The following is a 22,777-nucleotide window of genomic DNA, read 5'->3' as shown; positions in this document are numbered from 1 at the left end:
GAGGGCTCTGGCTGCTGACTCTTTTAATCACCGGTTTCCTGCTTCTGTTTTTTCAAATTCAGGTTATGGAAATCGAAGCTGAAATCGGTATAAGGCGCTACGGCCTCCAGCATTGCACTGTTCACTTCATTATTTCGGTTCACGCTAAAGTCGATAAACGCATCAGCCTCCAGTAAAGGCTCGTCCCAGCGCACGATAAAAGTGTCGTCGTTATAATGCTCTAAGGTGCCTTGCAGCATAGGAGTGTGAGTAAAATTGATGCGCAGTTTGTCCTGCTCGTAGCTAATTTTTACGTCGCCGTACCAGGCGTCATTATAAGTACCGGCGTAGCTTTCCAGCGGCAGCGCGGCTCTTACTTTTTCAGGCTCTTCTACCTCGAACTCGGCTTTTCTTTTCATAAAGGCCTGATATTTTTGCTGCTCTTCCTCCACCCAGTCGCGGTCGGGCAAATCTAACAAGTCTTCTAGGGCTTCTTCGGTAATTGCGGTTAAACCACCAAAAGCCTGCTGGTTACTCAGAACTACCATGCCAAAGTTCTTTTCAGGTATCAGTGTGGTCAGCGACAACATGCCCAGAATGCCCCCGCTGTGATACACCCGCTTCACGCCCTGGTAGTCTTTTACGAACCAACCCATGCCGTAGCCACCAAAATACGTTCCTTGTTCAGCAGCTTCAGGTGATGTACCCAACGGTGTGGTTAACTGCCACATGGCCTGTTGCGAGTCTTCTGAAAAGAGGCGTTCACCCGATGGGCTCACGCCGCCCTGCAGCTGAGTGATCAACCAGTTACTTAAATCATCAACACTTGCTGCGGTCGCACCTGCTGCACCAAAATCTTCAAGAAAATCTAGCGGGAAACGATGCAGCTCACCGTTCATTTCAATAGTGCCTACCGCAACGTTGTCATTACTTTCAGGTATATGCGAAAAACCAATAACACTCTCGTCCATATTCAAAGGCTGAAAAAAGGTTTTCTCAACGTATTCTCTGTATGGCATGCCCGTAACCCGGTGGATAACTTCACCGGCCGTTACGAACATCAAGTTGTTGTAGGCGAAACGCTCGCGCAAACCGTGGTCAATAGGTACGTGCGCCAGCCCGGCAAGAATATCGCTGGTGGACTTATCGGTGTTAGGCCAGATCATTAGGTCGCCCGCTCCCAGACCAAGGCCCGAGCGGTGACTCAGGATATCGCGAATTGTTAGAGATTGAGTAATAGCCGGGTCGGCCAAACGAAACTCAGGAATGTAGTCTATAACTTTGTCGTCCCAGTTGAGTTTCCCCTGCTCTACCAGCGTTGCCATAGCCGCTGCGGTAAAAGCTTTGGTGTTTGAAGCAATACCAAACAGTGTATTGGCATTTACCGGCTCACCGCTGTCTATATCACGCACGCCGAAACCCTCGGCTAAAATCACTTCGCCGTCTTTAACCGCAACAACGGCCAGGCCCGGAATGTTAAACGCCTCCAGCGTTTCCTCGGCGGTATTGCGAATGCTGTCTGCGCTTTGTGCCCAAACAGGTGCATTGGCCAACAAAGTAACGCCAAGCGAAACTGAACTTAACATTTTAAATAACGGTTTCATTTATCGGTTCCTTATTATCAATAGCCGTTAGTCAGCGTAAGCCGCCCGAATTTTCTCAACTTTTTTATCAATAGCCTCACGGCTCAGCCATTGCCCCCGCACCATAACCCCTTGGTTTTCACGCAAGGTATCAGGGTTCTCCAGAGGGTTATCCTTTAACAAAATAAAGTCAGCACGATGTCCCGCAGCAATGCGCCCAAAAGTATCCTGTTCGGCAAAGTAGTCGCCGGCCGCTACTGTGGCCGAACGTAAAATATCAGCCATAGGTATACCGACTTCTGACATCAGCTGTATTTCGTGGTGTATGGAGTAACCCGGAACGCTAAACAACTGTGGTGCGTCGGTTCCAAAAATAATTTCAGCGCCGCCTTCGTGCAGGGCGTGCAATAGCTTTTGCCGATTTTCCTGCTGCACTTGCGCCTGTTCCTGATTAAAGTAACTGCTGGGGTTATCGTAATAGTTTAGCCAGCCTTCCCGGACGGCCTTGGGTACCAGCTGAATTTCCGGGTAGTCTTTCAATTTGTCGGGATCAGCCGCACCTATCAGGGTTTTCCATAGGGCCTGGGTGGGCACAACCGCAACGTCTTGTTCCAGCGTCATAGCCACCAGTAAGTCCAGTTCATCCTGTGTTATTTCTCTGTTCATAGCATCAACGTAAGCGAGGTAACCGTCCAGGTGGTCAATGGTTCTCTGGCCTGCTTCCATGGCGCGTTTTAATCCGACATCTGCCGGCACATGTCCGGCAAAGTCCATGCCCGCCTGGCGAGCCGTACTTGCCATGGTCTCATACTCTTCAAGGGTTAACCCGGGGTGCACTTTCAGTAAGTCCCACCCTTCATCGCGTTGTGCAATGACCCGCTTCGTCACCTGCTCAACCGACTCAATGGTATTGCCACTGAAGCTAGGGCCAGCTAAATACAACGTTGGACCCTGGCGCTTGCCCGACTCAATATCGGACTTAAGCTGCAACTGGTGCGGATACCCCAGCATCCCACGCACTGTTGTTACGCCATTGGCAACGTACAAAAACAACATGTCGTCTGCGTAGCGTTTAGGAAAATCTCCAAAGTCTGTCGCCGGCGGCACATGGCCGTGCATTTCTGCCATGCCCGGTAAAACGTATTGCCCCTCAGCATCAATTATTTGCGTGTTATCATCGAAAGCCGGAGCTTCGGCGTTGGAAAACACACCGCTGATGTATCCGTCATTAACCACTAACGTCTGCTGCTCAATAACATTCGGCTCGCCCTTAAGCCAGTCAACAAGGGTCACGTTTTTAATCACGTAATCTGCACTGCGAGTATCATTACTCTGGGGCTCTGCATTGTTACACGCAGATAAAAATAAGGCCGCGACAGTTGCGGCCAGAAGGTGAGTCAATTTCATTTTGGTTGCCTCCGGCGTCAAGTCTGCCTTTAGCCTAGCGCAAGCTTACAATAAAGCCCAGCGGATAAGGCCGCCAACTAAAGTGACGGCCAGAACACCCAGACACCATAAGCCAACAAACCACAACCACTTCTTAAGTACAGGTTTCATCAGTCGTGGTATCCGCTGTCAGGGTCAACCTTGCCGCGGAACACCCAGTAGGTATAACCGGTGTAAGCGAAAATTATCGGCAACAGGAACACGGCACCCACGAGTAAGAACTTCAGGCTGTTGTCCGGTGCAGCGGCTTCCCACAGGGTAATGCTGCGGGGTACAAGATACGGGAATATGCTGACCGCAAAGCCAGCGTAAGCCAATAGAAACATGCCCAACCCCCAAAGATAGGGACGTCCTTCCTGTTTTCTATGCAGCGAACGCAGCAAACCAATGGTCATCACCGCCAGCAGTACCGGCAAAGCCCACAGACCAACGGAGGCCGGGTAAGTGAACCAGCGCTCGGCAATAAACATATCGACATAAGGTAAGTAAAGGCTCACAAAGGCTATGCAGGCCACCAGCAATATTGTGGTGTACCAGCCGGCACGGTAGCTTTGACGCTGCAGGTCGCCGCTGGTTTTCATCACCAGCCAGGTCGCACCCAGCATCATGTAACCGATAACCACCGCCACGCCGCAGAAAATAGTAAATGGCGTCAGCCAGTCGAACCAACCTCCGGAATAAGCCCGGTCTGTTACCTGAATGCCCTGCAGCATAGCGCCCAGCATAATGCCCTGACTCATTGCCGCTATCAGCGAGCCGGTAATAAAGGATAAGTCCCAGATGCCTTTGGCACGTTTGGTTTTAAAGCGGTACTCAAAGGCCACGCCACGGAAAATAAGCCCCAGCAACATGGCAATAACCGGCATATAAAGCGCCGGCATCAGCACCGAGTAAGCCAGCGGGAACACCGCCAGCAAACCACCACCGCCCAGCACCAGCCAGGTTTCGTTGCCGTCCCAGACCGGCGCCACGGTGTTCATCATCACGTCACGGTCTTCTTCTTTTTTGAACCAGGGGAACAGCAGCGCTATCCCCAGGTCAAAGCCATCGAGTGCGACGTAAGCAAATACGGCGACCGAAATTAATATTGCCCAAATCAGTGCGTAATCCATAGCTTACACCTCCTCATCGTAGATGCGCTCAGCGGCCATAGTGGGCTTATGCTTCGCGTAATCGGGAATGGCTACCTGTTCAGGGTTCCCCGCCATTTTGCGCAGAATGTAGAAGGTACCCGCACCAAAAACGAGGAAGTACACCACAATAAAGGCTATCAGGCTGCCCGCCACACCGGCTTTGTCGATGGGCGATGCCGCATCGGCGGTGCGCAGCAGGCCGTAGACCACCCAAGGCTGACGCCCCACTTCGGTGACTATCCAGCCGGCAATGACCGCCACAAAGCCCATAGGTCCCATAAATAAACTGAAACGCAGCAAGGTTTTGTTGTCATACAGTTTGCCGCGCAGGCGTTGGAAGCCCGACCAGAGTCCAGCAAGTACCATCAGCATGCCCACGCCGACCATTATCCGGAAAGCCCAGAATACGGTAACCACCGGCGGCCAGTCTTCCCGTGGATACTGATCAAGGCCGGTCACTTCCGCGTCGATGTCATGCTTAAGAATGATGCTGGCAAGACCCGGAACTTTCAGAGCGTAGTCCACTTCCGCAGTTTCCTGGTTCGGCACCCCGAATAAATACAGCGGTGCCCGGGCTTCGGTATGGAAGTGCCCTTCCATTGCCGCGACTTTCGCCGGCTGGTGCTCCTGCGTATTCAGTCCGTGAAAGTCTCCGACAAGAACCTGCAGCGGAGCCACAATGAGCGCCATCCACATGGCCATGGAGAACATTTTACGGGCTGCCGCGTTGGTTTTGTCTTTCAGCAAATGCCAGGCACCCACCGCACCGACCACAAAGGCTACTGTCAGGTAGGCTGCCAGCAGCATGTGCGCCAGCCGATAAGGGAAGGACGGGTTAAACACCACCTCAAACCAGTCGGTGACCACGAACTGCCCTACGTCATTCATGGCGTAACCGGCGGGCGTCTGCATCCAGCTGTTTACCGATAAAATCCAGAAGGCTGAAATAGCCGTGCCCACCGCCACCATCAGGGTAGCGAAAAAGTGCAGTTTCTCGCCCACCTTATTCATGCCAAACAGCATGACGCCAAGGAAACCTGCTTCAAGGAAGAACGCAGTGAGAACTTCGTAACCCATTAGCGGGCCAATAACCGGACCGGCTTTATCGGAAAATACCGACCAGTTAGTGCCGAACTGGTAGCTCATAACAATACCGGAGACCACGCCCATACCAAAGGCTACAGCGAAGATCTTCACCCAGTAACGGAACAATTGCTGGTACACCGGGTTGCGGGTGTTGAGGTACAGGCCCTCGAGAACCGCCAGGTAACTGGCAACCCCGATAGTAAAGGCAGGAAAAATAATGTGAAACGCGATGGTAAACGCGAACTGGAAGCGCGCTAAAAACAGTGCGTCAAAACTTTCGAACATAGCAAGCACCCTTAATTAAGGTTTGTCTCAAGTATACGCTTTTGTTGACAAAGATCAGGGGTGCCGATGTAAAACTTGTAGGATAAATACTAATAAATGCCATACTTTTTGTATGGCTAATGAACGAAAACCCTATACAAGTACTCTGGGAACCCGGCCGCTAACGCCGGTCAGCAAGTGCCAGGAAATAGTATCAGCACAGGCGGCTACTTCTCGCACGTCAATATTAGCTCCCCAAAGCTCGACGTCATCACCTAACTGCAGGTTTTCAATACCGGTGACATCAATCGTCAGCATGTCCATAGAGACTCGTCCGGCCAAACCCACACGCTTTCCACGAACCATTGCCGGTGTACCATTTTTCGCCTGCCTTGGGTAACCGTCAGCGTAGCCCATAGCGACTGTCGCTATGACACTGGGTTTATTGGCACTCCAGCCGCTGCCGTAACCTACCGACTCGCCTTTTTCCAGCTGGTGCAATGCAATAACCGGAGCAACTAAGCGCATTGCAGGCTTCAGTTCTGCCTGCACTTCAGTCACCGTAGAAGGATTCACACCATAAAGCAGTAAACCGGCTCTGGCCCAGTCATTGTCCTGAAGTGACCACTGAGTATCCGGGTTTAAAAGTCCGGCTGAGTTGTGAAAGCTCCGTGCCTGATAGTCTTTAAGGGTTTCCGACAACTGGCAGAATTGTTGTTTTTGATGGGCGTTTAAACGATGCTCTGCGTCGGCGTTGGCTAAGTGCGACATTAAGGTTACACCGGCAACATTCTTGCTGGCACGCAGGCGTTTTAATGCTTGCGGTGCCTGCTCTTCAGACCAGCCTAGCCGGTGCATACCGGTGTCCACTTTTAACCAGACCCACAAAGGGCTAGTCAACTGCGCTTGCTCAATACTCTCAAGTTGCTGTTCGCAATGCACCACCGGGCTCAACTGATGTTCACAACATAGGTTCAGTTCATTCGCTGAGAAGCAGCCCTCCAGTATTACCAAAGGCCCTTTGTAACCGGTTTCCCGAACCGCTAACGCTTCTTCCATAAAGCCCGCAGCCATGCCATCAACCAGCTCAGACAAGGCTTTAACTGCAGGAGCTACACCGTGTCCGTAACCGTCAGCTTTCACTACACCCAGAAGTTTTCCACCCGCCATTTTACGACGTACCCACTTAGCGTTGTGCTGTATAGCGGAGGAAGAAATCTCAGCGCGAGTTTGCCGGTAATGCATGGGGTTTCCTTTTTAATTTTCGTCCAGCCTTTGGAAAAGGCCTTCAGTTTACCGTATTTTCCAACAACTTGAACGGAACTCTTTGCATCGCTCCGCAAGCTTGAGTAACGTAAAGCCATAACCCAAAAGGAGAATAACAATGTGGTTAAAGCACTCAGTCATTGCCGGTAGCTTAGCGCTACTTTTCACTTCCGTTCCAGCCTTATCACAAGAAACATTCCAGGCGGACGATATTTTCCAGCTTGAATACGCTAATCAGGTCAGTATTTCACCCGACGGCAAATACATTGCGTATATCCGCAACAGTTTTGACGACATGAAAGACAATACCCGGCGCTCATTATGGCTAATTGATACCGAAACCGGTCAACATTTACCGATTTTTGACGATCAGTTTAACTACGGCAGCCTCGCCTGGTCGAATGACGGTACTCGCCTTGCCTTTGCCTCTAACCGTTCTGAAAAGAACCAAATTCATGTGCACTGGATTAAAGAGCAACGCACCGCCAAAGTCACTCACGTAAGCGAAAGCCCCGGCAGTATTAGCTGGTCTAACGACGACACCCAACTGGCTTTTACTATGTCGGTTAAAGCCGAGCCTACGCCTTTTGCTAAAAGTGTGAAAAAGCCAACAAAACCTAAAGGCGCTAAGTGGTCTGACTCTCCCATTATTGTTCAGGAAGCCTATTATCAACGCGACGGCACCGGCGTTTTAGAGCCTGCGCACACACAAATTTTTGTCGTACCTGCAGACGGCGGTAGCGCGCGCCAGTTAACCGACGGCCCTTACCGACATGGCGGCCCACTTACCTGGGCAGCCGACGATAAGCATTTGATTTTTTCTGGCAACCGCTCTGAAGACTGGGCCTATCAGGTGAATGAAAGTGACCTTTACAGCGTAAGCCTGAGTTCAAAAGAAGTGACTCAGGTAACTAACAAACCCGGCCGCGAGTCATCACCACAGTTCTCACCAGACGGCGAACATTTAGCTTACTTACACAGCTCTAACGAGCCGGTGCCTTACCATAAGTCACAATTATGGATAATGGACTGGAGTGAGAGGTCGGAAACAGAGTTACAGGCTGACTTCGACCGTTCTTTCAGCTCACCACAATGGACAGGCAATGATTCACTTGCGGTTTCTTACGCCGATCAGGGCAAAACCGTAGTTGCTGATGTCACCTTGAGCAATGAGCTGACGAATCGGGTGGATGATGTTTCCGGTGTTTACGTTAGCCGTCCTTATACCATGGGCTCATTCACTGCCTCTCAGACCGGTGCAATTGCCTACACCAAAGGCTCCGAATACCGTCCGGCGGATGTCGGTTATCAGCCTCAGGGTGGTGAGTCGGTTCAGTTTACTCAGCTAAATGAAGACCTGCTTGGTCACCGTAAGCTGGGGGAAGTTCACGAAATTCGCTATGAATCACGCTACGACGGTCAGGAAATTCATGGCTGGTATATTACGCCGCCAAATTACGATGAAAGCAAAGAGTATCCTCTGCTGTTAGAAGTGCATGGTGGCCCTCATCTGTCTTACGGTCCGCACTTTGCAGCAGAGCACCAGCGCTACGCAGCGGAAGGCTATGTGGTGCTTTATGTAAACCATCGCGGCAGTACCTCTTACGGTAAAGATTTTGCCATGCTGCTGGACGGTAACTACTCATCACCTTATGACTTTGCCGACCACATGAGCGGCATTGATTTACTCATTGATAAAGGCATTGCTGACTCCAACAACCTATTTATTGCTGGTGGTTCAGCCGGTGGAATTGCTACAGCCTATGCTGTCGGCCTGACTAACCGTTTTAATGCCGCGGCAGCCACTAACCCGGTGATTAACTGGGTCAGTAAAGTACTGACGGCTGACAGCTCAATTGGTCAAATTACTAACCAGTTCCCGGGTATGCCATGGGAAGAACTAGAGCATTACTGGCAACGTTCACCGCTGTCTATGGTGGGTGACGTTGAAACACCTGTACTGCTGTTTACAGGAGAGAAGGACCGCCGTACGCCAATATCGGAAACAGAACAGTTCTACCAGGCGTTGAAGCTGCAAAAAGTCGATACCACAATGGTGCGCGTGCCCGGTGCTTTTCACGGTGTTACGGCTCGCCCTTCTAATATGATAGCCAAAATTGAACACGCTCTGGCGTGGTTTGAGCAGTATAAGAAATGAGAATAGCGACACTGGGCCCTGCCGGCACCTTTTCAGAGGTTGCGGCAGGGCTTTATCAACCCGAAAAACAGCACCAAATTCAGTTACTGGACAGTCTGGTAAGTTGTCTGGACGCTATTGGTAATGACTGCGACGCTGCGGTTGTGCCTATTGAAAATTTAACCGAGGGCTTTGTCTCTCCTGTTGTGGACTACCTGGTTCAGCGTCCGTTACATATTCAGGCGGAAATTCGCATTCCGGTTGGTTTTCAGTGCCTGGCCAACAGTGCTGAACCGCAGCAAATATGGGCACAGTTCGTAGCCGCCGGTCAATGCAATCAGTATCTGAATGGATTGGGGCTTCCGGTTATACACACCGCAAGTAATGCATTGTCGCTGGATGCGTTGCTGGCCACTGAAAAGCCATCTGCGGCGGTGGTTCCCAAGCACGTAAACTGCCCCGCTTCATTACAGATTCTGAACAGCAACATTGCTGACAACCCACGTAACGAAACGCGCTTCGTGGTATTATCCGCAACATCTGAAACGCCGGAATTTGATAAAAGTACGCATTGGAAAAGCAGTTTACTGCTCATTGACGACAACGATCATCCGGGTTTATTGGTCGACAGCTTACAAGTTTTTGCGAAACAGCAAATTAACTTAACCTCCATTGTTTCAAGACCGGCGGGCAGTCAGTTTGGTGACTATCATTTCTTTATCGATTTTGACGGGCACCTCAGCGAGCCAGGTGTAGCAGCCGCTTTGCAAGAACTGGCTAAAATGAACAACATTCACTGGCTGGGTTCGTACCCGGCCGCAGCTATAGGGAATCAGTAATGTCTCTGGAAGTTATTAAACATGAGCCGGCGGGTAACGCCGATGCAGTCATAATTTGGCTTCACGGTTTAGGTGCGTCGGGTAACGACTTTGTACCCATGACAGAGCATATAAAAATCGCTAATGCGCAGATTCGCTTTTTATTTCCGCATGCTCCGCAAATGCCGGTCACCATAAACCAGGGCATGGTCATGCCAGCCTGGTATGACATTACCGACATGAGCATTGACCGCCAAATTGACAGCCAGCAGCTGCGTGAGTCAGCAGCCAAAGTGCACGCCATGATCGACGAACAAGTTGCTCAGGGCATCGACAGTAAGCGCATTATTATTGCCGGGTTTTCACAAGGTGGTGCGGTCGGCTATGAAGCGGCTTTAACTTACCCTAAACCACTGGCTGGTTTAATGGCGCATTCCACTTATTTTGCCACCGCGGGTGACATTGAGGTAAATGAAGCCAACGCGCAACTGCCTATTTTGGTTCAGCACGGCACACAGGACCCCGTCGTGCCGGAAGTTCTGGGACAAAAAGCCTGCGCGGCATTAAAAGAGAAAGGTTTTACAGTGACGTATCAGACCTACCCAATGCCACATTCATTGTGTATGGAGCAGGTTCAGGATATGCAGAAATGGCTGAATGAGCGGTTCTAGCCGCTCACTCAAAGAATCGTTACAGCTTTAAAAAGTTTAGCCAGCCAGCAGTTGCAGCTTTTCCGCCCAGCTGCTGGCCAGATTCTCGCCCCGTTCAAACGAGTCGATCATAATATTCACATGACCCACCTTACGGCCAGGACGTGCCTCTTTACCGTACCAGTGACAGTCGGCAGCGGCGGCTTCCCACAAGGCTTCAGGGATTCCGGCAACACCAATTACATTAACCATTAGCGTTGGCGCAATCAGCAAGTCCGGCAATGGCAAGCCGGTAATAGCACGTATATGCAAATTAAACTGATCGCAGTTAGCACCACTCATGGTCCAGTGACCGGAATTATGAACCCGCGGCGCCACTTCGTTCACCAGCAAGTGTTGGTTGTCACCTTCACCGACAACGAAGAACTCAATAGCCAATACACCGACGTAATCCAGCGCATTCGTCAGTTTCTGGTGGTGCTCTTTGGCTAACGCCTCAAGCTCTTTAGAAAAGTGCTCTGCACCCGCCAGGCTATAGGACAAAATACCCTGGGTATGTACATTCAACGTCAGCGGGAAACAACGCTGTTCACCTTTATGTGAACGCGCACCGACCACCGATACCTCGTCGGTAAAATCGATCATATCTTCAACAATACCCGGTCGCTGTCCGGCGTCTTCCGCAACGGCTGCAATGTCGTCACCCGGACGCCAGCGCCACTGGCCTTTGCCATCGTAACCGCCTTTTGCCGATTTAATGACAACCGCATGGTCGCAGCCGTTTAAAATAGCGCTTAACTCAGCTGCGTTTTCGTATGCCTTCCAGGCCGATGTCGGTATGTCCAGCTCATCGCACAGAGCTTTTTGAGAGCGACGGTCAACCAACTGATTAAAGCGTTCAGGTTGCAACAGAAACTTGTCGGCAGCTTTAGCCACCAGCTCTTCTCCTAAATGCTCATGCTCCCAGGTTGTCACATCAGCCCATTCATTAGCTTTCGCTAATGTCATCGATAGCGGCTGCTGGCTACCCAATGCCATAACCTGATCTTGCCGGTCGCTGTATAAAACACATTCATGGCCCTGCTGAATAACCGCTTTACCCAGCATTTGCCCTAACTGGCCGTTACCAAGGATCAGGATTTTCATTTTGGTAATTCCAGGTCTGAGTTAGCCATCACTTTTTCTTTTTGCGCTGTGCGGAATTCGTGCACGCGTTTACGCACATCGCTGTCAAAGCTACCAATAACCTGTGCCGCCAGTAAACCTGCGTTTGCAGCTCCAGCATCGCCAATAGCCAGAGTACCTACAGCGACACCCTTAGGCATTTGCACAATAGAAAGTAAGCTATCCAAACCTTTCAACTGCTTGCTCGGAACCGGCACACCAAACACTGGAATAGCAGTGTAAGCCGCCAGCATACCCGGTAAATGAGCAGCACCACCGGCACCGGCGATAACCACAGGCACACCATCTTGTTCCGCTTGTTCCATGGTGGATTTAAGTAAATCCGGCGTGCGGTGTGCAGAGACCACTTTCGCCTGCCATTTAATGCCCAGAGACTCGAGCATTTCTGCCGCTTTTTGCATTACCGGCCAATCGGACTGGGAACCCATTAGAATCAATACCGGAGCCATGGTGTCACCTTTTGTTTACTGTTTGGATGTGCATCTGCATTTGGAAAGGCGGGGATTGTAGCCATTGACCGCCTTAACTGCAAATTTCACGCATAATTATTAACCAAATTTATTAACTCAGTTTAGACTTTTTGCTGATGGTAGTGTTAATCAGCTAGAGTTAGTATCTGTTATCACTTAGTACCAACAGGAATACATCATGCTACTTTCTGCGAAAGACTCTTTACTACTGATTGTTGATGCTCAGGAGAAGTTGCTGCCAGCCATCCACCAACGCGATGTGGTTACTTCTCGTATGCGCTGGCTAGGCGAAATTGCCATGCAACTGGATTTGCCTATTCTTATTACCGAACAGTATCCGAAAGGTTTAGGCTACACCGTTGATAGCCTGCAAGATATTATTGAAGCGGCACGAGTGGTTGAAAAAACGCACTTTAGTGCGCTGCGTGACGACACCTTTCGCGACGTACTTTCTGAATACAATAAAAAGCATGTGGTTATTATGGGCATGGAAACCCACGTCTGCGTTTTACAAACCGCAATAGAGCTTCAGGCTTCGGGTTATCAGGTCTTCTTACCCGCTGACACAGTAGGCTCGCGCCGGCCCACAGATAAAGACAGTGCCATTGAGCGAATGCGAAACGCCGGCGTTGAAATTATTACTTCCGAAATGGCCGCTTTTGAATGGTTAGAAAAGTCAGGAACCGATACTTTCCGCCATATCAGCCGTAACTGGTTAAAATAACGCAAGGTATTGTTGACTCGGGTTATATTAAGCGTATACTCGAAACCGCTGAGAAAATTTCGGCTATTGATTTGAGATTTTTTACGAAGTCCTTTTTGCTGTACCTCGTTTTGTAAGTCCAAGTAATACCTAAGTTTTTTGAGCAATACATTGATTTCAACATGCACTACGAGGAATATCAGCATGTCTACTACTACTGGTAAAGTAAAATTCTTTAACGAAGCTAAAGGCTTCGGTTTCATCGAACAAGAAAACGGCGCAGACGTTTTCGTACATTTCAGCGCTATTCAGTCTGACGGTTTTAAAACTCTGGCAGAAGGCCAGCAGGTTTCTTTCACCGTAGCTCAAGGCCCTAAAGGTCCACAAGCTGAAAACGTAGTTCCTATGTAAGGAACCTTCGTTGCCCTTTCGGGTACCGAACGTTTACACAAAGAATTTCAAAAACGTCGCTTCTAGCGGCGTTTTTTTATGCCTAAATCCCTGCTTCGCTAAACTTTTTCTAGAAAATCACGATAACCTTACTAATATTGATGTTAATCAAACAACTTAAAGGCGCTTATGAAAAATAACGGTCCGGTAACAGGAAAGGAAAGTCGCTTTCCCGACCACTATCGGTTGATATCGTCAACCGACCTAAAAGGGGTCATCAGACATTGTAACGACGACTTCGTTAATATTAGTGGTTATACCCGTGATGAATTAATTGGTTCACCGCACAACCTTTTACGTCACCCCGATATGCCGGGCAGCGTTTTCGAACATATGTGGAAAACCATTAAACGCGGCAAACCCTGGATGGGCTTAGTTAAAAACCGCTGTAAAAATGGCGACCATTATTGGGTCAGTGCTTATGTCACGCCAATAATGGAGAACGATAAGCCGGTGGGTTTCGAATCGGTGCGGGTTGCCACCTCTGATGAATTAAAACAGCGCGCACAAGGCGTTTATGACAGGCTGAATGCCGGAAAACATGCTATTCCATTCGGCAAACGTGTATGGCTGGGCTGTAAAGATTTAATACCTGTAATAGTTCCCGGTGTGGTAGCCAGTGCCATTATAGCCGCGCTAGGTGAACCCGCAGCGGCACTTATCACTTTAGCAGGTACCGCAATATCAACTCTTGCTTATGGCGCCTACGTTGGTCGTATGCTGCAAGGGCTATTAACTTTGCGCACTGATGCTTTCGACTCTGAGTTAGTCGGCATGACTTATTTCAACAAGCAGGGTCGGGAAGCCAGGCTTGCTATGCAGCTCATTAGCGAAGGCGCACGTAACCGAACCGCTTTAAGTCGCATGAAAGACGCGGTCGGCGGTCTTCTGAAAGTCACCGAAGATACATACAATCAGGCGCAGCTGAGCAGTCAGTATGTTGATAAACAAACAGCCTCTACTCAGCAAACTGCAACCGCAATGAACCAGATGGCGACCGCCATTCAGGAAGTGGCCGACACAATAGAGCGTAATGCGGAGCAGGCCGAATCAGCCAAGGCCAACATTGACGAAAGCGTCGGGCTGGCAAGAGAAGCCAGTGAAGTTATTATCAGACTGCATGACGCAGTAAAAGAAATCGCCAAAACGGTCGAAGAGCTTGATCAGTCTACCGGAGCTATCGGCGAAGCCGCCGATTTAATCTCTTCTATTGCGGACCAGACCAATTTATTAGCATTGAATGCCGCAATTGAAGCAGCTCGTGCCGGTGAACATGGCCGTGGCTTTTCCGTGGTCGCGGACGAGGTCCGCTCGCTGGCCTCAAGAACCACTCAATCTACCGAGGGTATTCATAAAGTTATTCAGCAACTGCGCGATCGTGCCCGTAATGCTGTAGAAGTATCGAAACAAGGCGAGCAGGCAGCATCTGAAGGGGTTGAGAAAGTTCGCCTGGCAGACAGTGCGTTGGGTGAAATATCAGTGGCTATTCAGGAAATTTCTGATATGTCAGCGCAAATGGCATCGGCTGTCGAAGAACAAAGTGGCGTTGCCGACCATATCAGTGAACAGATTACTCAAATTGCTGATACCGCTCGCGAGACTCAGAAAACGGCAGAGCAAACTCAGCACTCAAGCAACGAACTGCAAAATACCAGCAAAGAGCTGTATTCATTGATTGAGCGCTTTAACTTAAAAAATTAATGGTTTTGCTCATCTGATGCAGAAGCATCATCTTTGTGGGCGCGCCGTTTAGCGGCGCGCTCGCTTTCTTCCAGAAACTCGACGTCGTCCATATCAACTTCGGGGATCTCGCCGCAGACATCGCCACCGAGCTTATTAACCGCCTGGCATAGGTCAGAAACCTTGTTATCCAATACCTGCACATGATCCAACATTCGACCTATTGCGGTTGCCACCGGGTCAGGATTATCTGCCGAGATAGCGTAAGCGTCGAAACCATATTCCTGAGCCATTTTCTTGCGTCGCTCAGTCGTTTCTTTATCAACACCAGACTGAGCCACACGAGCCGGAATGCCTACAACCGTTGTTAACTCAGGTACGTCGCGGACAACAACAGCGTTAGAACCAATGCGGGCAGACTTTCCAACCGTAATGGGACCCAGTACTTTAGCGCCGGCACCAATAACCACACCGTCCTTTAATGTCGGGTGTCGCTTACCTTTATGCCAGCTTGTACCACCAAGAGTGACACCATGGTAAAGAGTAACATCGTCACCAATTTCCGCAGTTTCACCAATAACCACACCCATACCATGATCGATAAAGAATCGACGGCCAATTTTAGCCCCGGGATGGATCTCAATACCGGTAAGCCAGCGTGAAATATTAGAGACAAAACGGGCAAGCCAGTACAGTTTCCAGCCCCAAAGCTTATGGCTTACGCGATGAAACCAGGTAGCATGAAGCCCGGGATAGTGAAATAACACTTCCATGGTATTGCGCGCAGCCGGGTCTCTTGCAAAAACGCTGGCTATATCTTCTTTTACACCTTTAAAAAACGCCATGCCGCCTCCTCAGGCCGCCGGAAATTGCTTTAATAGCTTATCAACGTCAGCAAGAATAATATCGCGCATGGACTTCTCATAGCCTTCTCGCTCGTCGTCCATTTCCTTCACTTTCTTCTTAGGAAACTTCTTACGCGATTCATGCGTTGGCATATGTTTAATTTTCTCATACATACCGTGCATTGCAGGGTAGTCATTAGAGTAATCGTAATCGACCGCTTCGGGTCGATGATCAAGCAATACCACGATTCTCAGGCATCCTTCAGACAGCGGACATTGCTCCTGCTGCATTGCTTTAGCTATGGTAATAATGCTTTCATCAATACGGTCAACGCGCTTTTGCACCGCTGCTTCGCGAACTTGAGTCTGAGTACGCAGGCGCAACAGTAAAGTCGAAGCGTACCAGCCCAGAGCTACAATAATCAATACGCCTACAATGGCGATAATCCAATAGAATCCGCTGGACATTAGCTCTCCTCGTCGTCCCATTCTTCATCGAGTTCATAACCCAGTTTGGCAATCAGCTGCTCGTAACGCTCAGATTTCTCGTCCAGGTAGCTTTGCTCTTCTGCTGTCAGAGACTCATCGTTTTCAAAGCGTTCAGCCAGTAGCTGCAGTTTGGTATCTTCCTGCAACTGCTTCAGCTCCTGCTCAGGTGTCATCACCAAAGCTATTTTACGACGACTTCCATGGCGGGGATCTTTCTCATCTCCTTTTGTTTTGCTTTGTTGCAGAACTTTAGCCGATGAATGTCGCTGACCAGGCGCTTGTCCCTTTCCTTTTTTCTTACCCTTGGATGCCGCATCTGTTGCGCGTGCGTCTCTCGGAGTTTTAGGCTGTGCCAATGGTCCGGCCTTACGTGTCTTTTTCTGGCGAGTCATGGTCGCTCCTGAATAACAACTAATGTGGTCTATTGTAACGCAATAACGTGGATTACGTCAGTGGGGAGCAACGAATTACAAGTCTGAGATGATTTTTAGGCAAGAAAAAAGGCGATGCTTTCACATCGCCTGATTCTCTCATAACATTGGCAGCGCACTGCAACTATGAGAATGGTTGTCACTGTTTCCGAGTTTTTATTGCGGTTTTCCGTAACCTGTTTGCTTTTTATTATTGTTATTATTAAGTGGAGCAACCGCGAGCCTGTTGGCTTTACTCCCTGGATTATCGAGAAATAAGATAACATCTGACTTTTCGATAACCTCTCGACCTCTTGTTATTTTTTTGTGTCGAGTCAGCTGTATTTTTACAGTCTTTTTATTATTTTCTCAAGGGCTTTTAACATCTTTTTTTTATTTTTTTCTGTCTGGAAGCTCCCCGAGCGTTGTTAAGACTACTTGAACCAAATATTAATTCAATGATTTTATTGATCTAAAAAACCACTTTTTTATTACTTTTTATTAACAAGGCACAAAAAGGCATATTCCTCATAACATTTTTCATACCCATAAAAAAAGCGACCGAAGTCGCTTTTCTATTCGCAAATACAAATTTAATACAGGCCACTCAAGAACTTAGACAGCAACTCAATTTCTTCATCTGTCATTTTCTCTGTAACGCCCTGCATCATTCCATTCGGGTCGTTTGCGCGCTCACCGCTACGGAACATTTCTAGCTGAGACTTGGTGTATGCGGCATGCTGACCTGAAATGTCAGGAAAAGCAGCTAACCCCATACCGTTTCCACGAGGGCCGTGACAACCCGCACATGAAGGCATATTGGTTTCAGGGTTTCCACGGCGGAACAAGTCTTCACCTTTGGCAATAAGATCTTTAGGTGTTTCGCCTTTCGGTGAGTCCTTCGATGCATAAAACGCGGCAAGATCGGCCATGTCTTGTTTTGACAATGAAGCGACCTGCCCCATCATAATCGGGTTATTACGGCCTTCTTCACCGCCTGTTTCGGAGGCCCGTTTGAAATCTTTCAGCTGTTTCAACAAATATTTTTCGTGCTGACCGGCCAAATGCGGGTACATATCGGTCGGAGATTCACCATTGGGTCCATGGCAAGCCGCACAAACTTGCGATTTCTCTTTTCCGGCTTCAGCGTCGCCGCTTTGTGCTACTGCGATACCGGCGGTACCGAAGAAAAGTCCCAAAAAGATTGCGAATTTTTTCATGTTTGCTTCTCTTCTGTTCTGGATGGCGCCACGCGCCCCAATAAATCACCTTAAGCAGGTTGCTATTTTACACAAAACTTGTGTGGATTAAATGATTAAAACCGAATCAATTGCTAAATGATCATTGGAGATACTGTCCGGATACTTCATAATGCGCGTAGATGTTCCGTTTTTTCAATAAAAGTGACCTTAATAGTGGCAGATCAGCAATTAGATTACGCATCGGCAAAATTTGTGACCAGTGCACCAGATATCAGCAAACTGCCGCCGGACTCAGGCATTGAAGTTGCTTTCGCCGGCCGTTCTAACGCAGGGAAATCCAGTGCGTTAAACACTCTGACGCGTCAAAAAGCGTTGGCCCGCACCAGTAAAACGCCCGGACGGACTCAGTTAATTAACGTTTTTGAACTTACCACAGGTCAGCGACTGATAGATTTACCCGGCTACGGATTCGCTAAGGTTCCATTAGCTGTCAAAGAAAAGTGGCAACGCTCTTTAAGCGAGTACCTTCAGCAAAGGGACAGTTTAAAAGGCATCGTGGTATTAATGGATATTCGTCACCCTTTCCGCGAAACCGATCAGGAATTAATTTACTGGGCTGTAGACTGCGACCTGCCGGTACTGGCTTTATTAACTAAGGCTGACAAGCTCAAACAAGGCGCACGCAAATCAACCGTTTTGAAAGCCAAGCAAGCGGCAATAGCCTTCAACGGCGACGTCCAGGTTGAAGCCTTTTCCTCATTGAAGCGCATAGGTGTCGAGCAAGTCGAAGAGAAACTCAACCAGTGGTATAGCAAAGAGTATGACGACGAATAACACGCCACCGCTTAGTGCCTGGTTATTATTAGGGTTACTCGCATTAATTTGGGGTAGCTCTTTTTTGTTGATTAAAAAAGGCTTACTGGCCTTTGGTCCAATGGAAGTTGGCGCGCTACGCATTAGCTCAGCAGGGCTTGTACTTGCCCCTTTCATTGCCCGCCGACTGAATAAAATTACCCGCAAACATTGGTTAAAGCTTGCCAGTGTCGGACTGGTTGGCAGTCTTATTCCGGCTTTTATGTTTGCCATTGCCCAAACACAGCTGGCAAGCGGCGTTACCGGAGTTCTAAATGCGTTAACCCCTATCGCAACACTGGTTATCGGTGCGCTGTTCTTTCATCAGAAAGCGCGCATAGCACAGGTTATTGGCGTAGCCATTGGCTTGTTTGGTACTTTGCTTCTGGTTACGGCTTCGGCTAATGGCAGCTGGGACTTTAATCTGTACGCCTTGTTAGTCCTGGCCGCAACAGTTTGTTATGGCCTCAACCTGAACCTCATTAAACACAAAATCAGCGACTTATCGCCGTTAACCATTACCGGCATATCGTTGCTTATGGCTGCCGTTCCGGCAACAATCTACTTGTTTGCAGGAACGGAGTTTATTACTCAGGTTCAGCAGCCAGGCGCAATGTTGTCGCTGCTTTCTGTTCTGGCTCTGGGTATTGCAGGAACGGCAGGCGCCTTGGTTATTTTTAACCATGTCGTGCAGCTCACCAATACCGTTTTTACCAGTTCGGTCACCTACCTCATTCCCATTGTCGCTCTTATACTAGGGATACTTGATGGCGAAGAGTTTTGGTTGCAACAGGGAGTTGGAATGCTCGCCATTTTAGTTGGGGTTTGGTTCGCTAACCGCAGAGGCCGCTCCGGTATGGCTGGCATACCACAGAAATAGACAGAAAAAAGCCCGACTAAAAAGCCGGGCGAAAAGTAATCCAGGGAGAACAATTTTTTGAGGGAGGATTAATGCCCTCACTTGTTGTGACTAGACCCTTTATAAAAAGTTCAGACAATTCTTAAAATTAATGAGCTTCGTCCCAGTTATTACCTTTACCAGCTTCCGCTATTAAAGGCACATCAAGGCTTGCAGCCTTTTCCATTACTTCAGTTAATTGTTCAATATAATCCGTTAATTTCGACTCTTTTATTTCAAACACCAGTTCATCGTGAACTTGCATTAGCATGCGCACATCATCCTGACAGTTATTACGGTCAATCCAGTCGGCAACCTGCAGCATGGCTTTCTTAATGATGTCGGCTGCAGTGCCCTGCATTGGTGCATTGATAGCCGCACGTTCCGCCCCTTTTCTACGGGAGCCATTACTGGCTTTTATATCCGGCAAGGGTAAACGACGTCCAAACAAGGTTTTAACGTAGCCCTGCTCTTTTGCCTGCTTGCGAGTGTCTTCCATGTAACGCAAAACTCCAGGGAAGCGTTCAAAATACTTGTCCATATAGTGCTGAGCTTCATGACGGGCAATACCCAGTTGCCGCGCAAGCCCAAAGGCTGACATACCGTAAATTAGCCCGAAGTTCACCGCTTTTGCCTGACGCCTCTGGTCATTAGTGACTTCATCAGCCTTACAGCCAAACACTTCAGCCGCTGTCGCACGGTGAATATCCAGGCCTTCGGCAAAGGCTTTAAGCAAAGACTCATCTTGCGACAAGTGGGCCATAATACGCAGCTCAATCTGGCTGTAGTCGATAGCGACAATCTTGTAGCCTTGCTCGGGAATAAAAGCCTGACGCACTCTGCGCCCTTCAGCGGTGCGGATAGGGATATTCTGCAGGTTAGGGTCTGTTGAGGACAAGCGCCCGGTTGCAGTAACCGCCTGCTGATACGAGGTGTGTACTCGTCCCGTATCGGGGTTAATCATCTTAGGTAACTTGTCGGTATAGGTTGATTTGAGCTTCGACAAGCCACGGTGCTGCAGGATCACATCCGGCAAAGGATAGTCATGAGCCAGTTCGTGCAAAACTTCCTCAGCCGTTGACGGCGCGCCTTTTGGTGTTTTCTTCACAATTGGCAACTCAAGCTTTTCAAAGAATATGCGTTGCAGTTGTTTCGGCGAGCCCAGGTTGAACTCCTCGCCTGCAATCTCAAACGCCTTTTTCTCCAGCGCATCAAGCTTTTCCGCAATTTCCTGGCTTTGCTTACCCAGCAAGTTTGCGTCAATACGCACGCCGTATTGTTCCATATCGCACAAGACAGGCACTAACGGCACTTCAATGTCGGTAAGAACACTTTGCAGCTCGCTGCCGGTTTCTTTTACTTTATTCCAGAGCACATCATGCAATCGGTAGGTAATGTCGGCATCTTCAGCCGCGTAGGGCCCGGCCTGCTCTAAAGCAATCTGATTAAACGTTAGTTGCTTCGCGCCCTTACCTGCAATGTCTTCAAAGCTAATGGTTTTATGGTTCAGGTAATGAAGGCTTAAGGTATCCATATCGTGTCGCGATCCAACGCTGTTAAACACGTAGGAGGCAAGCATGGTGTCATTTAAAATTCCCGCCAGGCGAATTTTATAGCGACGCAGAATATGCGAGTCGTATTTCAGGTTTTGCCCCACTTTTTGGGGCTTTTCAGCTTCCAGTAAAGGCTTTAACTGCTCCAGTAACCAGTCCCGGCCCACCTGCTCCGGCGCTTCCATATAATCATGCCCGACAGGTATATACACAGCCTCGCCCGGCGCCATTGCTAAAGACACTCCAACCAGTTCAGCCTCCATATAATTAAGGCTGGTTGTTTCGGTATCAAAAGCAAAGTAATCGCATTTTTTCAGTTGCGTTATGTAATCGCTGACGTCTTTTTCAGTCATCAATACACGGTACGCGTCTCTGTTGATATCGCTGGTCGGCTTTTCGCCATCGGTTTCGCCCAGCGCCTGATCCGTTGCCGCCCCAGTTTCCATCAGCTCACCAAGCCACCGGCGGAATTCACAACGACTGTAGAGCTCCTGCAGTTTTTCGCTGTCTGCCGTCTGTATTTTCAACTCTTCCGGTTGTAAGTCCATTGCCACATCGAGCTTAATGGTCGCCAGCTCACGCGACATCAGCAGCTGTTCTTTATATTCATTAAGCTTAGCCGGCATAGACTTCGCACCACGAAAAGAGAGCTCAGTTACTGCATTCACATTTTCGTAAATAGCGTCAATGCTGGGAATACTTTGCAGCAGAGCCTGTGCCGTCTTTTCACCCACTTTGGGCAGCCCGGGAATGTTGTCCGAGCTGTCACCCATAAGCGCTAAATAATCGATAATCTGATTCGGTTTAACCCCGAACTTTTTCTCAACCCCTTCAGGGTCCATTAAAGTATCGGTCATGGTGTTAATGAGCATGACATGTTCATTGACCAGCTGAGCCATGTCTTTATCGCCGGTACTAATCAGCGTAAAGCGACCTTTGTCGCCGGCCTGCCGCGCCAGCGTGCCAATAACATCATCGGCTTCAACATCGTCAATACACAGCAGCGGTAAGCCCATAGCCTGGACAATGTCATGCAAAGGTTTGATCTGACTTCGCAGATCGTCTGGCATAGGTGGACGGTTTGCTTTGTAGTCCTGGTAAATGTCGCTACGAAAGGTTTTGCCTTTGGCATCAAAAACTACCGCCATATGGCTGGGTTTATAGCGCTTTAACAGGCTTCGAAGCATATTAACGACGCCATAAATAGCTCCGGTCGGTTCACCTTTTGAGTTGGTTAAATGCGGCGGCGCATGAAAAGCGCGGAACAAATAAGAAGAACCATCGACAAGGATAAAAGGATTTTCTGGAACAGATGTGGCCATAGTTAAGAACCTAAATTAAGCGTTACCTATAGGATGCCACAGAACGGCAATTCAGGCCACTGAACAGAGTGTGCATAACCTGTTAATAACTCTGTTAACAACGGTTCATGCCACAGCCGGAAGTTTAAATTTCCCCGTGTCCAAAATTTACTTAAGTTATTGATAGTATGGGATTTAAAACGGCAGGTTTCCCGAAATACCTAGTACTTTTTATTATTATGTTTCACTGTGGAAACTATTCTGCTCTTGTCCTTAAATGGAAGGAAATGCCTCAAAAGCAGGTCAGACAGATTACCATAAAATCAGCAATGATCTACTGACAAATTCAGTTTTTTTATAACCTTTTGTTCCTCATT

General features: G+C 48.9%; 20 protein-coding genes. 8 read left to right on the top strand and 12 right to left on the bottom strand.

The window, feature by feature from the left end; translation table 11 throughout:
• Positions 1 to 23 precede the first annotated feature (23 nt).
• The 5 genes from DEU30_RS06395 to alr form a co-directional block, all read right to left on the bottom strand.
• Positions 24 to 1,583 carry a serine hydrolase gene (locus DEU30_RS06395; protein WP_110012876.1) on the bottom strand — a complete coding sequence of 520 codons (1,560 nt, stop codon included), beginning with the start codon at positions 1,581 to 1,583 and terminating at the stop codon, positions 24 to 26.
• Positions 1,584 to 1,610: 27 nt separating this feature from the next.
• Positions 1,611 to 2,969, bottom strand: a complete 1,359-nt coding sequence (locus DEU30_RS06390; RefSeq protein WP_110012875.1) for an amidohydrolase family protein — start codon at positions 2,967 to 2,969, stop codon at positions 1,611 to 1,613.
• 149 nt (positions 2,970 to 3,118) lie between these two features.
• Positions 3,119 to 4,120, bottom strand: a complete 1,002-nt coding sequence (cydB, locus tag DEU30_RS06385; RefSeq protein WP_110012874.1) for a cytochrome d ubiquinol oxidase subunit II — start codon at positions 4,118 to 4,120, stop codon at positions 3,119 to 3,121.
• A gap of 3 nt (positions 4,121 to 4,123) precedes the next feature.
• Positions 4,124 to 5,512, bottom strand: a complete 1,389-nt coding sequence (locus DEU30_RS06380; RefSeq protein WP_114981813.1) for a cytochrome ubiquinol oxidase subunit I — start codon at positions 5,510 to 5,512, stop codon at positions 4,124 to 4,126.
• A 132-nt stretch (positions 5,513 to 5,644) separates the two neighbouring features.
• On the bottom strand, positions 5,645 to 6,736 hold the full coding sequence (gene alr, locus DEU30_RS06375; RefSeq protein WP_114981814.1) for an alanine racemase: 1,092 nt from the start codon (positions 6,734 to 6,736) through the stop codon (positions 5,645 to 5,647).
• A 139-nt stretch (positions 6,737 to 6,875) separates the two neighbouring features.
• Here alr and DEU30_RS06370 point away from each other — a divergent pair, with 139 nt between their 5' ends.
• The 3 genes from DEU30_RS06370 to DEU30_RS06360 are packed head-to-tail and all read left to right on the top strand — an operon-like array spanning position 6,876 to position 10,383.
• Positions 6,876 to 8,915: a S9 family peptidase gene (locus DEU30_RS06370; RefSeq protein WP_114981815.1), complete on the top strand. Its 2,040-nt coding sequence runs from the start codon at positions 6,876 to 6,878 to the stop codon at positions 8,913 to 8,915.
• Positions 8,912 to 9,733, top strand: coding sequence for a prephenate dehydratase domain-containing protein (locus tag DEU30_RS06365; RefSeq protein ID WP_110012870.1), 822 nt, complete (start codon positions 8,912 to 8,914; stop codon positions 9,731 to 9,733). Before DEU30_RS06370 ends, DEU30_RS06365 begins: the two co-directional genes overlap by 4 nt.
• Complete coding sequence (locus tag DEU30_RS06360; protein ID WP_110012869.1) at positions 9,733 to 10,383, top strand: dienelactone hydrolase family protein; 651 nt, start codon at positions 9,733 to 9,735, stop codon at positions 10,381 to 10,383. The genes DEU30_RS06365 and DEU30_RS06360 overlap by 1 nt, the downstream gene beginning before the upstream one ends.
• 36 nt (positions 10,384 to 10,419) lie before the next feature.
• Here DEU30_RS06360 and DEU30_RS06355 read toward each other — a convergent pair whose 3' ends face one another.
• Positions 10,420 to 11,508, bottom strand: coding sequence for an ATP-grasp domain-containing protein (locus DEU30_RS06355; protein ID WP_110012868.1), 1,089 nt, complete (start codon positions 11,506 to 11,508; stop codon positions 10,420 to 10,422).
• Entirely contained in the window at positions 11,505 to 11,996 is a 492-nt protein-coding gene (purE, locus tag DEU30_RS06350) for a 5-(carboxyamino)imidazole ribonucleotide mutase (protein WP_011233299.1), read from the bottom strand. Before purE ends, DEU30_RS06355 begins: the two co-directional genes overlap by 4 nt.
• Positions 11,997 to 12,195: 199 nt before the next feature.
• Here purE and DEU30_RS06345 point away from each other — a divergent pair, with 199 nt between their 5' ends.
• The 3 genes from DEU30_RS06345 to DEU30_RS06335 all read left to right on the top strand — a co-directional run bounded on the left by DEU30_RS06345 (position 12,196) and on the right by DEU30_RS06335 (position 14,871).
• Positions 12,196 to 12,741 carry a hydrolase gene (locus DEU30_RS06345; RefSeq protein ID WP_034819335.1) on the top strand — a complete coding sequence of 182 codons (546 nt, stop codon included), beginning with the start codon at positions 12,196 to 12,198 and terminating at the stop codon, positions 12,739 to 12,741.
• 183 nt (positions 12,742 to 12,924) lie between these two features.
• A complete protein-coding gene (locus tag DEU30_RS06340) occupies positions 12,925 to 13,131 on the top strand; it encodes a cold-shock protein (protein ID WP_011233297.1) in 207 nt (68 codons plus the stop codon).
• Positions 13,132 to 13,299: 168 nt separating this feature from the next.
• Entirely contained in the window at positions 13,300 to 14,871 is a 1,572-nt protein-coding gene (locus DEU30_RS06335; protein WP_110012867.1) for a PAS domain-containing methyl-accepting chemotaxis protein, read from the top strand.
• Here the strand turns inward: DEU30_RS06335 and cysE are convergent.
• The 4 genes from cysE to DEU30_RS06315 form a co-directional block, all read right to left on the bottom strand.
• A complete protein-coding gene (gene cysE, locus DEU30_RS06330) occupies positions 14,868 to 15,695 on the bottom strand; it encodes a serine O-acetyltransferase (RefSeq protein ID WP_110012866.1) in 828 nt (275 codons plus the stop codon). The two genes, DEU30_RS06335 and cysE, sit on opposite strands and share 4 nt — an antisense overlap.
• 9 nt (positions 15,696 to 15,704) lie before the next feature.
• On the bottom strand, positions 15,705 to 16,163 hold the full coding sequence (locus DEU30_RS06325) for a DUF2489 domain-containing protein (RefSeq protein WP_110012865.1): 459 nt from the start codon (positions 16,161 to 16,163) through the stop codon (positions 15,705 to 15,707).
• Positions 16,163 to 16,576 carry a GTPase-activating protein gene (locus DEU30_RS06320; RefSeq protein ID WP_034819346.1) on the bottom strand — a complete coding sequence of 138 codons (414 nt, stop codon included), beginning with the start codon at positions 16,574 to 16,576 and terminating at the stop codon, positions 16,163 to 16,165. Before DEU30_RS06320 ends, DEU30_RS06325 begins: the two co-directional genes overlap by 1 nt.
• Before the next feature lie 611 nt (positions 16,577 to 17,187).
• Positions 17,188 to 17,814 carry a c-type cytochrome gene (locus DEU30_RS06315; RefSeq protein ID WP_114981816.1) on the bottom strand — a complete coding sequence of 209 codons (627 nt, stop codon included), beginning with the start codon at positions 17,812 to 17,814 and terminating at the stop codon, positions 17,188 to 17,190.
• A 195-nt stretch (positions 17,815 to 18,009) separates the two neighbouring features.
• Here DEU30_RS06315 and yihA point away from each other — a divergent pair, with 195 nt between their 5' ends.
• Complete coding sequence (gene yihA / locus DEU30_RS06310) at positions 18,010 to 18,630, top strand: ribosome biogenesis GTP-binding protein YihA/YsxC (protein ID WP_011233291.1); 621 nt, start codon at positions 18,010 to 18,012, stop codon at positions 18,628 to 18,630.
• On the top strand, positions 18,617 to 19,528 hold the full coding sequence (locus tag DEU30_RS06305) for a DMT family transporter (RefSeq protein WP_114981817.1): 912 nt from the start codon (positions 18,617 to 18,619) through the stop codon (positions 19,526 to 19,528). The genes yihA and DEU30_RS06305 overlap by 14 nt, the downstream gene beginning before the upstream one ends.
• Before the next feature lie 127 nt (positions 19,529 to 19,655).
• Here the strand turns inward: DEU30_RS06305 and polA are convergent, their stop codons facing one another.
• Positions 19,656 to 22,421: a DNA polymerase I gene (gene polA, locus DEU30_RS06300; protein ID WP_114981818.1), complete on the bottom strand. Its 2,766-nt coding sequence runs from the start codon at positions 22,419 to 22,421 to the stop codon at positions 19,656 to 19,658.
• Positions 22,422 to 22,777: the final 356 nt, after the last annotated feature.

It is taken from the genome of Idiomarina sp. 017G (genome assembly GCF_004362265.1).
Lineage (GTDB): Bacteria > Pseudomonadota > Gammaproteobacteria > Enterobacterales > Alteromonadaceae > Idiomarina > Idiomarina loihiensis.
The sequence above is the reverse complement of the archived record's forward strand: the minus strand, read 5'-3'. Positions and strand labels throughout refer to the sequence as shown.

What these genes read in the sequence shown, in the direction of transcription:
- DEU30_RS06395 (WP_110012876.1), bottom strand. Translation starts at nt 1,583, where the DNA reads ATGAAACCGTTATTTAAAATGTTAAGTTCAGTTTCGCTTGGCGTTACT.
- DEU30_RS06390 (WP_110012875.1), bottom strand. Translation starts at nt 2,969, where the DNA reads ATGAAATTGACTCACCTTCTGGCCGCAACTGTCGCGGCCTTATTTTTA.
- cydB (WP_110012874.1), bottom strand. Translation starts at nt 4,120, where the DNA reads ATGGATTACGCACTGATTTGGGCAATATTAATTTCGGTCGCCGTATTT.
- DEU30_RS06380 (WP_114981813.1), bottom strand. Translation starts at nt 5,512, where the DNA reads ATGTTCGAAAGTTTTGACGCACTGTTTTTAGCGCGCTTCCAGTTCGCG.
- alr (WP_114981814.1), bottom strand. Translation starts at nt 6,736, where the DNA reads ATGCATTACCGGCAAACTCGCGCTGAGATTTCTTCCTCCGCTATACAG.
- DEU30_RS06370 (WP_114981815.1), top strand. Translation starts at nt 6,876, where the DNA reads ATGTGGTTAAAGCACTCAGTCATTGCCGGTAGCTTAGCGCTACTTTTC.
- DEU30_RS06365 (WP_110012870.1), top strand. Translation starts at nt 8,912, where the DNA reads ATGAGAATAGCGACACTGGGCCCTGCCGGCACCTTTTCAGAGGTTGCG.
- DEU30_RS06360 (WP_110012869.1), top strand. Translation starts at nt 9,733, where the DNA reads ATGTCTCTGGAAGTTATTAAACATGAGCCGGCGGGTAACGCCGATGCA.
- DEU30_RS06355 (WP_110012868.1), bottom strand. Translation starts at nt 11,508, where the DNA reads ATGAAAATCCTGATCCTTGGTAACGGCCAGTTAGGGCAAATGCTGGGT.
- purE (WP_011233299.1), bottom strand. Translation starts at nt 11,996, where the DNA reads ATGGCTCCGGTATTGATTCTAATGGGTTCCCAGTCCGATTGGCCGGTA.
- DEU30_RS06345 (WP_034819335.1), top strand. Translation starts at nt 12,196, where the DNA reads ATGCTACTTTCTGCGAAAGACTCTTTACTACTGATTGTTGATGCTCAG.
- DEU30_RS06340 (WP_011233297.1), top strand. Translation starts at nt 12,925, where the DNA reads ATGTCTACTACTACTGGTAAAGTAAAATTCTTTAACGAAGCTAAAGGC.
- DEU30_RS06335 (WP_110012867.1), top strand. Translation starts at nt 13,300, where the DNA reads ATGAAAAATAACGGTCCGGTAACAGGAAAGGAAAGTCGCTTTCCCGAC.
- cysE (WP_110012866.1), bottom strand. Translation starts at nt 15,695, where the DNA reads ATGGCGTTTTTTAAAGGTGTAAAAGAAGATATAGCCAGCGTTTTTGCA.
- DEU30_RS06325 (WP_110012865.1), bottom strand. Translation starts at nt 16,163, where the DNA reads ATGTCCAGCGGATTCTATTGGATTATCGCCATTGTAGGCGTATTGATT.
- DEU30_RS06320 (WP_034819346.1), bottom strand. Translation starts at nt 16,576, where the DNA reads ATGACTCGCCAGAAAAAGACACGTAAGGCCGGACCATTGGCACAGCCT.
- DEU30_RS06315 (WP_114981816.1), bottom strand. Translation starts at nt 17,814, where the DNA reads ATGAAAAAATTCGCAATCTTTTTGGGACTTTTCTTCGGTACCGCCGGT.
- DEU30_RS06305 (WP_114981817.1), top strand. Translation starts at nt 18,617, where the DNA reads ATGACGACGAATAACACGCCACCGCTTAGTGCCTGGTTATTATTAGGG.
- polA (WP_114981818.1), bottom strand. Translation starts at nt 22,421, where the DNA reads ATGGCCACATCTGTTCCAGAAAATCCTTTTATCCTTGTCGATGGTTCT.